At 71.8% G+C, this 11,438-nt stretch carries 9 protein-coding genes; 1 reads left to right on the forward strand and 8 read right to left on the reverse strand.

All coding sequences use genetic code 11. The features are described 5' to 3' along the window. Positions 1-36: 36 nt before the first annotated feature. The 8 genes from ACNAW0_RS04035 to ppdK form a co-directional block, all read right to left on the reverse strand. Positions 37-1,299: a phospholipase D-like domain-containing protein gene (locus ACNAW0_RS04035; protein ID WP_416286325.1), complete on the reverse strand. Its 1,263-nt coding sequence runs from the start codon at positions 1,297-1,299 to the stop codon at positions 37-39. Between the two features lie 45 nt (positions 1,300-1,344). Next, positions 1,345-1,596, reverse strand: a complete 252-nt coding sequence (locus tag ACNAW0_RS04040; protein WP_416286326.1) for a helix-turn-helix transcriptional regulator — start codon at positions 1,594-1,596, stop codon at positions 1,345-1,347. Positions 1,597-1,606: 10 nt separating this feature from the next. Next, the gene (locus tag ACNAW0_RS04045; RefSeq protein WP_416286327.1) at positions 1,607-2,458 is read right to left on the reverse strand and encodes an ABC transporter permease; all 852 of its coding nucleotides are present in this window, start codon (positions 2,456-2,458) and stop codon (positions 1,607-1,609) included. Continuing rightward, positions 2,455-3,429 carry an ABC transporter ATP-binding protein gene (locus ACNAW0_RS04050; protein ID WP_416286328.1) on the reverse strand — a complete coding sequence of 325 codons (975 nt, stop codon included), beginning with the start codon at positions 3,427-3,429 and terminating at the stop codon, positions 2,455-2,457. Before ACNAW0_RS04050 ends, ACNAW0_RS04045 begins: the two co-directional genes overlap by 4 nt. A gap of 100 nt (positions 3,430-3,529) precedes the next feature. Further along, positions 3,530-4,366 (reverse strand): siderophore-interacting protein, encoded by an 837-nt coding sequence (locus tag ACNAW0_RS04055; protein ID WP_416286330.1) that lies wholly within the window; start codon positions 4,364-4,366, stop codon positions 3,530-3,532. 5 nt (positions 4,367-4,371) lie between these two features. Continuing rightward, complete coding sequence (locus ACNAW0_RS04060) at positions 4,372-5,661, reverse strand: deoxyguanosinetriphosphate triphosphohydrolase (RefSeq protein ID WP_416286331.1); 1,290 nt, start codon at positions 5,659-5,661, stop codon at positions 4,372-4,374. A 57-nt stretch (positions 5,662-5,718) separates the two neighbouring features. Further along, positions 5,719-6,072, reverse strand: coding sequence for a VOC family protein (locus ACNAW0_RS04065; RefSeq protein WP_416286332.1), 354 nt, complete (start codon positions 6,070-6,072; stop codon positions 5,719-5,721). A gap of 135 nt (positions 6,073-6,207) precedes the next feature. Then, positions 6,208-8,916, reverse strand: coding sequence for a pyruvate, phosphate dikinase (gene ppdK, locus ACNAW0_RS04070; RefSeq protein ID WP_416286333.1), 2,709 nt, complete (start codon positions 8,914-8,916; stop codon positions 6,208-6,210). A gap of 505 nt (positions 8,917-9,421) precedes the next feature. Between ppdK and ACNAW0_RS04075 the strand changes: the two genes are divergently transcribed. Continuing rightward, entirely contained in the window at positions 9,422-11,170 is a 1,749-nt protein-coding gene (locus tag ACNAW0_RS04075; protein ID WP_416286341.1) for a family 20 glycosylhydrolase, read from the forward strand. The last annotated feature ends 268 nt before the right edge of the window (positions 11,171-11,438 follow it).

The raw sequence follows: 11,438 nt of genomic DNA on the forward strand, positions 1-11,438 counted from the left end.
ACGCCGCCCGTCCCCCGACCGCGCTACGTCAGCCGGTCAGTAGATGCAGCTCCCGTTCGCCGGGTTGACACACTTGGCCCGGCTCCACAGGGTGGCGAAGTTGGCCCGGTAGCCCGCCGAGACGCCCGGGTTCTCGACCTTCACGAACGTCTCGTCGTGGTCGACCAGCGATGGACCGCTCAGGTTGTGCGAGCCGGTGAAGACGATCGTCCGCCCGCCGGTGCCGTTGTAGTTCCCTTTCACCACCAGATACTTCGAGTGCACCGTGACGACCCGGCCGTCGTAGTTGGTGGTCTCCGCGTCCCAGTACTTCTTCAGCTGCACGTTCGACGATCCGCGCAGGATCGAGTACACCCGGTCACCCATCGTGCCGTAGACCACCCGGACCTGGCAGCCCAGGCGGGCGATCCGCAGCAGCTCGCTGGCGACCGCCGTACGCGGATTGGTGAAGGATGCCTGTGCCACCTCAACGATGCACCCGCTCTCGAACGTGGTGACGTAGCTGAGCACGTTCTCGACGGTGTCGCCGCTGGCCCGGGGCGAGTGGTAGACGGTCACTCCGGTGGTCGGCGACTTGTAGTAGCCGTCGGCGGCGGAGAAGAAGTTGTTGTTCTTGCTCTCCGCCCGCATCACGTTGAAGTAGCGGGTGAAGTGGTCGTACAGGTCATAGTCCTCGTGCACGACCACTGCGTTGTTGAAGAGGTTGTTCTGCGAGAACGTCAGGTTCTGTGAGGTGATCAGCACGACCCGCTTCATCGTCCCCGAGGTGGAGAAGGTGAAGAACTTGTTGTGGTTGATCGAGTTCGTGTGGTTGGCGATGCAGGCGCTTGAGCCGGCGACCGAGGCCGACGAGGTGCCGCAGAAGACCAGGTCGTCGAGCTTGGCGGCGCGCAGTTTCTGGATTGCCGCGTTCGTCCGGTCGAGGTTGACGCCGCCCTCCCCCTCCCGGTCCAGCACCACCCGGACCACCACGCCCCGGGCGGCGGCCCGGGCCAGGGCGTCGGCCACCACCGGGGAGCTCCAGCTGTACATCGCACCGCGAATGTAGGAGCCGGCCGGCACCCCGTCGGCCAGGGCGACGATCTCGTCCTCGATGGTCCGGTCCCGGGTTGCGTCGTCCGCCGGCACGTTGAACCGGGTGTACGCCGGGAAGGTCGCGGTCACGGCCGCGTCGTCGGTCAGGTCGGGGGCCGCCGCGGCGCTCCCCGTCCCCGCCGCGGCGACACCCGGCGTACCGGGGGCCACGGCGAGGAGGGGGAGCGCGAGCGCGGCGGCGAGCAGGCACCGTCGAAGATTCATGTACAGGTTTCTATGGCATAACGGCGGCTCGATCAAGGCGCTCGGTCAGGCCGACCGGCCCGCCCCCGTGGCCGCGTCCCCGATCCGCGGGAACGGCTCGATGGAGAAGACAACCTCGACCGGCACCTCGAAGTACGCGGCGATCCGCAGCGCCAGGTGCAGGCTGGGGCGGAACTCGCCCCGCTCCAGGTAGCCGACCGTCTGGTAGTGCACGCCCAGGGCGTCGGCGAGCTGCCGCCGCGAAATGCCCCGCTCGGCGCGCAGCATCGCGATCCGGTTGTACACCGTCTCACTCATCGACGCCCTCTCACACCACCCGCTGCATGGCCTTCTCCCGGCGTGCCGCGACCCGGGACCCGGACTCGCGGCGGGCCATCCGGCGTAGCACGACGGGGGCCAGGATCAGCCCGAGTACGGCCCACAGGCCAAGCACGCCGAGCGTCTCCAGGTGCCGCCAGGACCCGCCCAGCTCGACCGCGGCCATCGCCTGCGGCAGCAGCGCCGAGCGCATCCCCAACCCTAGCCAGTAGATCGGAAACACCTGCGCGACGGCCTGCAGCCAGCCCGGGTAGCCGTTGATCGGATAGAAGATCCCGGAGAGCGCGATGAGGCCGAAGATCGGCAGCACCACCAGGCCCATGTTGCGGGGGTTCTCGATCAGCGAGCCGACGACCGCGCCCAGCGGCAGCACCGCCACCAGCCCGAGCGGCACCACCCAGGCCAGCGTGAGCCAGGCACCGCCGTCGGTGATCCGCAGACCGTCCAGGAAGAACAGCCCGGGGGTGAGCTGGAGGACCAGCCCGATCAGCGACACCGCCGAGAGCATGACGATCTTCCCGATCAGGTAGCCGAGCATCCCGTTCGGCGTCGCCTTGGCGCGCAGCAGCGTGCCGTCCTCCCGGTCGACGATGAGCTGCTGGGCCAGGCCGAGCAGGCCGCCGAAGGCCAGCCCCATGCCGAGCGCGCTGGGCAGCGTACGCGCGCCGAGTGAGAAGGAGGTGCCGGGCACGGTGGCGCCGCGCATGAAGAAGATCGTGACCAGCAGGATGACGGTCGGGAAGAAGTAGTTCCACAGGTCCTGACCGTTGGTGAAGGTGTTGCGCAGCTCGATCACACCGCGCCGGAGGCCGGCCCGGACGGCCGCCATGGTCGGGTTCATTCCTGGCTCCCCTGCTGCCACACCCGGCCGACGGCGCCGGTCCGGACCCCGGATTCCTCTTCGTAGACCAGTGCCATGTACGCGTCCTCCAGGCTGGCCCGGCGAACCTCCAGCTCCTGCACGTCGTCGCCGTGCTGTCGGAGCAGGTCCCGGACGAAGCCGGTGGCGTCGGCGGCGGAGTGCACGAAGCGTTCCCCGTCCCGCGTCCAGCGGATCTCCGCGTCCCCGGCGACCCGGCGGGCCAGCTCGTCGGGCGACCCGTCGGCGATGATCCGGCCACCGGCCAGGATGAGGATCCGGTCGGCGAGCTTCTCCGCCTCGTCCAGGTCGTGGGTGGTGAGCAGGATGGTGGTCTCGTCCAGGTCGGCGAGCCGGTGCACCAGTTCGTGGAACTCGCGCCGGGCGGCCGGGTCGAACCCGACCGTCGGCTCGTCCAGGAAGAGCAGCTCCGGGCGGCCCACGATGCCGACCGCCACGTCGAGCCGGCGGCGCTGGCCACCGGAGAGCTGGTGCACCCGCTTGCGCGCGTGCGGGGTGAGGCCCACGGTGTCCAGCAGCTCGTCGACCGGCCAGGGCCGGCGGATCCGGTCGGTGGAATACGGGGCGTAGAAGTCGCCGAGGTGGGCCAGCAGGTCCCGGACCCGCCACTTGCCGTGGTCCCGCCAGGACTGGAGCACCACCCCCATCCGGGCACGCCAGCGCTCGTCGCCCCGGCCCGGGTCGACGCCGAGGACGCGGACGTCGCCCGCCGAGCGCATCCGGAAGCCCTCCAGGACCTCGATGGTGGTGGTCTTGCCGGCGCCGTTGGGCCCGAGCAGGGCGAGCACCTCGCCGCGCCGGGCGGTGAAGTCGACCCCGTGCAGGACGTCGACGCTGCCGTACCGCATGCGCAGGTCGCGGACGTCGAGGACGAGGTCCTCGTCGGGCGGGTGCGGAGTCTCGGCGACTCCCGGTAGCTCGACCGCGGTCATGACCATCCCCCGAGATTGACGGATCACTACCGCGAAATGTAGCACCCCTACTACATGTCGAGGCACACCCACTCTCGGACAGGTCAGCCGGTGGCACCCGTCAGCCGGGGAGGGTGACGGATTCCTCGGCTTCGACCTGGGCGTTCCAGGCGCGCTTGGTGGAGCGCCAGCCCTCGTCGTCCATCCCGCGCCGCCAGTAGCCGGAGATGGACAGCGCCTCCTGGGGCACCCCGCGCTCGACGCGCAGCAGCCGGCGCAACTCCTTGACGGCGGCGGCCTCGCCGTGCACGAAGGCGTGCACCCGCCCGGGCGGGAAGTCGAACGCCCGGACCGCCTCCACCAGCGCCTCGCCCACCGGGCGGCCGGCCCGGTGCAGCCAGTTCAGCTCGACCGTGCCCGGGCTGGTCAGCGGCAGCTCGTCGGCCGGGCCGTCGACCTCGACGAAGACCTTCGCCCACGCGCCGGCCGGAAGCCGCTCAAGGGCGGCGGCAATCGCCGGTAGGGCGCTCTCGTCGCCGGCCAGCAGGTGCCAGTCGGCCGCCGGGTCCGGGGCGTACGCCCCGCCCGGGCCGGTGAAGAGCACCCGGTCGCCGGGGCGCAGCCTGGCCGCCCACGGCCCGGCCAGCCCCTGGTCGCCGTGGTGCACCACGTCGATCGTCAGCTCGCCCGCCGCCGCATCCCAGGCCCGCACCGTGTACGCCCGCAGCCGCGGCCACTGCTCGGCCGGGAACTCGCGCTTGATGGTGGCCAGGTCGGTGGGGTGAGGGTAGGCCACTCCGGCCGGCGGGAAGAGGAGCTTCACGTAATGATCGGCGTACGCGCCCACCGGCAGGCCGGCCAGCTCGTCCCCGCCCAGCACCAGCCGGACCAGGTGCGGGGTGGGCCGCTCGGTCCGTACGACCGTGGCGGCGGTGATCTTCTTCGGGCGCTCCGTCATGCCACTTAGGCTAGCCTAACTCCCCTGTCGCCCCCGCCGCCCGGGTCCACGCCAGGGCTGCGGGCGAGGCGGACGTGCCAGGCCAGGGCGGCCGGGTCGGTGAGTGAGGCCACCTGGTCGATCACCACCCGCAGCCGGGCGGCGTCGTCCCGGGCGTCCCGCCACAGCGGCGCGAAGACCGGGTCGAGCGCGTCAGGCGCCCGGTCCATCAGCACCGCGACGAGTTCGGCGAGGATCTCCCGCTGCTGCGAGTACCGGGTGCCGGCGCCGGGGCGGCGCATAACGTAGCGCAACGCGATGCCCTTGAGCAGCGCGCACTGCGCCCGGATCCGGCGGGGCACCACCAGGTCGGCGGCGTACCGGCGGTGCGGGCCGGGGCCGTGGCGCGCCTCGGTGGCGGCCACCACCGAGGCGACGAACCGGCCGGTGAGCACGCTGGTGGTCGCCTTCAGCGCGGCGAGGGCCCGGTGGCTGCCGTCGTACGCGGCGAGCGGGGCGAGCACCGGCTCGGCGAGCAGTTCGGCCAGCACCTCGTGCAGGTCCTCGGGGGCCTCCCCGGAGTACGCCGCCGCCACGTCCGCGCAGAGCGCCCGCCGCTCGTCGGGGTCGGCCAGCAGCGGGCGCAGGCTGACGTACCCGCCGTGGATGCCGTCCTCCACGTCGTGCACCGAGTACGCCACGTCGTCCGCCCAGTCCATCACCTGCGCCTCCAGGCAGCGCCGCCCGGCGGGCGGGGAACCGGCGCGCAGCCAGTCGAAGACCGGGCGGTCGTCGGCGTACACCCCGAACTTGCGCTCGCCGGGACGGCGCTCCCAGGGATACTTGCTGACCGCGTCGAGCGAGGCCCGGGTCAGGTTGAGCCCCACCGAGCGGCCGTCCGCAGTGAGCACCTTGGCCTCCAGCCGGGTGAGCACCCGCAGCGTCTGGGCGTTGCCCTCGAAGCCGCCGCACTCGGCGGCCAGGTCGTCCAGGGCAGCCTCGCCGTTGTGCCCGAAGGGCGGGTGACCGAGGTCGTGCGCCAGCCCGGCGGTGTCCACCACGTCCGGGTCGCAGCCGAGCCGGGCACCCATCTCCCGGGCGACCTGCGCCACCTCCAGCGAGTGGGTCAACCGGGTACGCAGGAAGTCGTCGGTGCCCGCGGTGTGCACCTGGGTCTTCGCGGCGAGCCGGCGGAACGCCGCCGAGTGCAGCACCCGCGCCCGGTCCCGCTCGTACGGCGACCGCCCGTACCCGGTGTCCTTCGGCGCCTCGACGACCAGCCGGGCCGTGTCGTCAGCGCCCGGACCCGCGCTCAACCGTCATCCCCGTTGCCGCGCCACCTCTGTTCGCGACTGCGGGCTCGCAAACCCGGCTCACTCCTCGCGCTCACGCAGCACGCAGAACTCGTTGCCCTCCGGGTCGGCCAGCACCGTCCACCGGACGTCGCCCTGATCGATGTCGACGGGCCGCGCGCCCATGTCGACCAGCCGCTCCACCTCGGCCTCCTGGTCGGCCGGGCGCAGGTCGATGTGCAGCCGGTTCTTGCCCCCTTTGGGCGCGGTGACCGGGACGAAGACGATGCCGGGCAGTTCGCCGGACGCGCGGCGGATCTCCACCTCGTCCGGCTTTTCGCTGATCACCTGGTACCCGAGCGCCTCGGCCCACCAGGCGGCGAGCCGGGACGGGTCATGGGCGTCGATGGTCAGGTTCTCCCAGACGCTGGTCATGCGGCCACCCTTCCTGATCAACACGTACGCGGGCGAGCCCAGGTTACGCCCGGCCGCCCGGGTTGGCGCACCGGGCGAGGCGGGGGCGGCGCGGGGCCACCGGCGCGGCGGCCGGTGACCCCGCGAACCACGCTGTCAGCGGGAGTCGGAGCCGGTGGTCTCCACCACCGCGCGGCCGGCCTCCAACCTGGCCACCGGCACCCGGAACGGGGAGCAGGAGACGTAGTCGAGCCCGACGGAGTGGAAGAAGTGCACCGAGTCGGGGTCGCCGCCGTGCTCGCCGCAGACGCCGAGCTTCAGCCCCGGTCGGGCGGCCCGGCCTTCCTCGGCGGCGATCCGCACCAGCCGGCCGACCCCGTCCCGGTCGATCGACTCGAACGGCGAGATGCCGAAGATGCCCAGCTCCAGGTAGCGCCAGAAGAACGCGCCCTCGACGTCGTCGCGGGAGAAGCCCCAGCCCATCTGGGTCAGGTCGTTGGTGCCGAAGGAGAAGAACTGCGCGGCCTCGGCGATCTGCCCGGCGGTCAGCGCCGCCCGGGGCACCTCGATCATCGTGCCGATCAGCACCTCGACGCCGCTGTCCCCGACCACCTCCGCGATGATCTTCTCGGCCTCGGCGCGTACCGTCTCCAGCTCCTGGACCGCGCCGACCAGCGGGACCATGATCTCCGGACAGGCCGACCCGCCGGCCCGGGTGACCTCGACGGCGGCCTCGGTGATCGCGCGGACCTGCATGGCGAACAGGCCGGGGATGACCAGGCCGAGCCGCACGCCGCGCAGGCCGAGCATCGGGTTCTCCTCGTGCATCCGCCGGACGGCGGCGAGCAGCGCCTCCTCCTTGGCCACGTCCTCGCCGCGCTCCTGGGCGACCGCGACGTTGACCGCGAGCTGCTCCAACGGGGGCAGGAACTCGTGCAGCGGCGGGTCGATCAGCCGTACGGTGACGGGCAGGCCGTCCATCTCGCGGAAGATCTCGATGAAGTCCGCCCGTTGCAGCGGCAGCAGCGCGGCCAGCGCGCCCTCCCGCTCGCGGTCGGTGCCGGCGAGGATGAGCCGCTCCACCAGCTCCCGCCGGTCGCCGAGGAACATGTGCTCGGTGCGGCACAGGCCGATGCCCTCGGCGCCGAAGCGCCGCGCCCGCGCCGCGTCCGCGCCGGTGTCGGCGTTCGTGCGGACCCGCAGCCGCCGCGCGGCGTCGGCGTGGCCCATGATCCGGTGTACGGCCCGCACCAGCGGATCGTCGGTCCGCTCCGGGTCGAGCTCGCCCTCGAAGTACCGCACCACCTCGGACGGCATGGCCGGCACCTCGCCGAGGTAGACCTTTCCGGTGGTGCCGTCGATGGAGACGATGTCACCCTCGTTGACGGTCTGCCCGGCGACGGTGAACTTCTTCGCCGGGACGTTGACGTCGAGCTCGTCCGCGCCGGACACGCAGGTCTTGCCCATGCCCCGGGCCACCACCGCGGCGTGGCTGGTCTTGCCGCCGCGCGAGGTGAGGATGCCCTTGGCGGCGATCATGCCGTTCAGGTCGTCCGGGTTGGTCTCCCGGCGGACCAGGATCACCGCCTCCCCCTCGCCGGCCAGCTCCACCGCCCGGGCCGAGGTGAAGACCACCTTGCCGACGGCGGCACCCGGCGACGCGCCGATGCCCCTGGCCACCGGCTCGAACTCGTGGTCCAGCTTGAACCGGGGAAACATCAGCTGGGCGAGCTGTGCGCCGTTGACCCGGTGCAGCGCCTCGTCCAGGTCGATCAGGCCCTCGTCGACCAACTGGCCGGCGATCACGAACGCGGCGGCGGCGGTGCGCTTGCCGACCCGGGTCTGGAGCATCCAGAGCTTGCCGCGCTCGATGGTGAACTCGATGTCGCAGAGGTCCTTGTAGTGCCCCTCCAGCCGGGCCATGTAGTCGAGCAGTTCGTCGTAGGACTTCTTGTCGATCCGCTCCAGCTCCTGCAGCGGCACGGTGTTGCGGATGCCGGCGACCACGTCCTCGCCCTGGGCGTTGGTCAGGTAGTCGCCGTAGATGCCCTGCGCGCCGCTGGCGGGGTCGCGGGTGAAGGCGACGCCGGTGCCGGAGTCCGGGCCGAGGTTGCCGAAGACCATGGCCACCACGTTGACCGCGGTACCCAGGTCGGCCGGGATGCGTTCCTGCCGGCGGTAGACCACCGCGCGGTCCGCGTTCCACGACTCGAAGACCGCGCGGATGGCCAGGTCGAGCTGCTCGCGCGGCTCCTGCGGGAACTCCCGTCCGGTGTGCTTGGCGAAGATCTTCTTGTACGCGTCGACGAGCGCGCGCAGGTCGTCCGCGTCCAGGTCGAGGTCGTTGCTGGTCCCCTTGGCCCGCTTGGCCTCGTCGATGGCGTGCTCGAACTCGTCGCCCGGCACCTCGCAGACGGTCTTGCCGAACATCTGGATCAGTCGGCGGTACGAATCCCAGGCGAACCTGTCGTTGCCGCCGGCCTGGGCGCTGAGCCCGATCACACTCCGGTCGTTGAGGCCGACGTTGAGGACGGTCTCCATCATGCCCGGCATCGAGAACTTGGCCCCCGAGCGGACCGACACCAGCAGCGGGTCGTCCGGGTCGCCCAGCTTGCGGCCCATGCCGCGCTCCAGGGACTCCAGGTGCGCCTCGATCTGGTCGGCCAGCCCGTCCGGCTCCCGCCCGGTCGCCAGGTACGCCTTGCAAGCCTCGGTGGTGATGGTGAAGCCGGGCGGGACCGGCAGGCCGAGATTCGTCATCTCGGCGAGGTTGGCCCCCTTGCCGCCGAGCAGATCCTTGAGGTCCTTGTTGCCCTCGGCGAAGTCGTAGACGTACTTGTTGTCCACCGTCTGTTGCGCTGCCACCAGAGCCTCCCACGCACACCGGAAGTGACACTTAACGAAGGTTCAGTTCGGACATACCCCGGGACCGACCACTGGTAATCCGTGTCACCAGCGTTCGGTGGGCGAAGGCTAAGCGAACTTCGAGTGGACGGGGACCGTTCGGTGACAAGCAGCACAGCCGTCACCACTATCCGCGTCCGTACCGGTTTTTGGGAACGGTTCCACGCGCACGACTACGCAATTCCGCTTCGCCTCGTACCCTTGACGGCACTGGTTCTGCTGAACCTGATCTTTGCCATATTCGACGCAAATACACCCCGGAGCCGTCGTCGTGCCGACCACCCCCGCCGCTTCCTCCGAGACCAGTCCCGAACCGCTCGACCGGGTCGACCGCGCCGCCCGGCAGCCGGCCGCCGCCGAGCTGGCCCGGACCGCAGCCCAGGCGGCCGGTGAACTGCTCGCCCCGGCCGCGCCGGTACGACTGCGCGACGTCGTGCCCGCCCCCGAGCTGGTCGCCCCGGACCCGATGGCCGACTTCACGCTGGCCGCGGACGCGGTGATCCGGGTGGACGCCGACCCGGCCGCCCGGGACGTCGCCGAACAGCTCGCCGAGCTGCTCCGCCCGGCGACCGGCTACCCGCTCCCCGTCACCGACACCACTGCCACTGCCGAGCTGGACGGCCTGCTCGTGCTCGCCCTGTCCAACGCGACGGCGTCGGTCGGCGCGACGGGCGCGGACGATGCCGTTTGCCCGATCGGCGGCGACGGCGCGGTTGGCGTTGCCGATGCGCATGCTTCGACCGGGGCGGGTGTTTCGGCCGGGGCAGGTGTTTCGGCCGGGGCAGGTGCTTCGGCCGGGACGGGTGCTTCGGCCAGGGCGGGTGTTTCGGCCGGGGCTGGTGCTTTGGTTGGGGCGGGTGTTTTGGCCGGGGCGGGTGCGGAGCGCGTGGACGCCGCGATCGGCGGGGAAGCGCTGGGCGACGAGGGCTACCGGCTCGACGTGACCGGCAGCGAGGTCCGGATCGCGGCGGCCACCGCGGCCGGCCTGTTCCACGGGGTGCAGACGCTGCGGCAGTTCCTGCCGGCGGCCGTGGAGAGCGCCACGCCGGCCGCCGAACGCTGGGTGGTGCCGGGCGGCACGATCGTCGACCGCCCCCGGTTCGCGTACCGCGGGGCGATGCTCGACGTGGCCCGGCACTTCTTCCCCGTCGAGGACGTGCTGCGGGTGGTCGACCATTTGGCCCGGTACAAGCTCAACCACCTGCACCTGCACCTCACCGACGACCAGGGGTGGCGGATCGCGGTCGACGCCTGGCCGAAGCTCACCGAGGTCGGCGGGACCACCGAGGTGGGCGGCGGCCCCGGCGGCTGGTACACCAAGGACGACTACCGCCGGATCGTCGGGTACGCCGCCCGACGGCACGTCACCGTCGTGCCGGAGATCGACCTGCCGGGCCACACCAACGCGGCGCTGGTCGCGTACCCGGAGCTGGCGCCCGGCAAGATCGCACCGCCGCCGTACACCGGCACCGAGGTCGGGTTCAGCTACGTCGACCCCGCCGACGAGCGGACATACGACTTCGTCGCCGACGTGCTCGGCGAGGTGGCCGCGCTGACTCCCGGGCCCTGGCTGCACATCGGCGGCGACGAGGCGTTCAAGGTGCCCGCCGAGGCCTACCGCGCCTTCATCGAACGGGCCCAGGAACTGGTGGCCGCGACCGGGAAGACCGTGCTCGGCTGGCACCAGCTCGCCCCGGCCGGGCATGCCGACGGGCGGGTGCTGCAGTGGTGGGGCACCAACGGCGAGGACCCGGTCACGGCCGAGGCGGTTCGCCGGGGCGGCCGGCTGATCCTCTCCCCCGCCAAGCACGCCTACCTGGACATGAAGTACGCCCCGGACACCCCGATCGGCCACGACTGGGCCGGCCTCATCGACGTACGGACGGCGTACGACTGGGACCCGGGTGCGCACCTGGCGGACGTGCCGGCGGAGGCGGTGCTCGGCGTGGAGGCACCGCTCTGGACCGAGTCGGTCACCTCGCTGGCCGAGATCGAGTTCATGCTCTTCCCGCGCCTGCCCGCCGTCGCCGAATTGGGCTGGTCACCCCGGGCGACGCACGACTGGGACGAGTTCCGCGAGCGGCTGGCCGGGCACGGGTCCCACTGGACGGCCGCCGGGATCACGTACCACCGCTCCCCGGAGGTGCCGTGGCCGGCGGAGCCCGCGATCCCGGCTCCCCGTAGCGCACCATCTGATCGGCAGCTCGAAAGGTAAGCGCTCGGCAGATGTAAAGGCCTGGCCGCGCTCCCCATCTCAGCCCTCTGGGCTGAGGGGTGATCCAGAGTTCCCAACGTTCCACGCAGCTCGTCCCCGGTTACGCCCGGTGGGGTGAGTGTCCGGATTCAGGCCCTGACCGAATGCGTGTGGTGTCGGGGTTTGGGGGCAGGTGCTCGGTGGCCGGGGCCACCCCGGGGGCGGAATGATGCCGGGGCCGGGGTCGTTGAACATGGCTGACCGCGCCGCATCCCGTGCCTGGTCACCG

It is taken from the genome of Micromonospora sp. SL1-18, assembly GCF_047921505.1.
In the GTDB taxonomy this organism is placed as follows: Bacteria; Actinomycetota; Actinomycetes; order Mycobacteriales; family Micromonosporaceae; genus Micromonospora.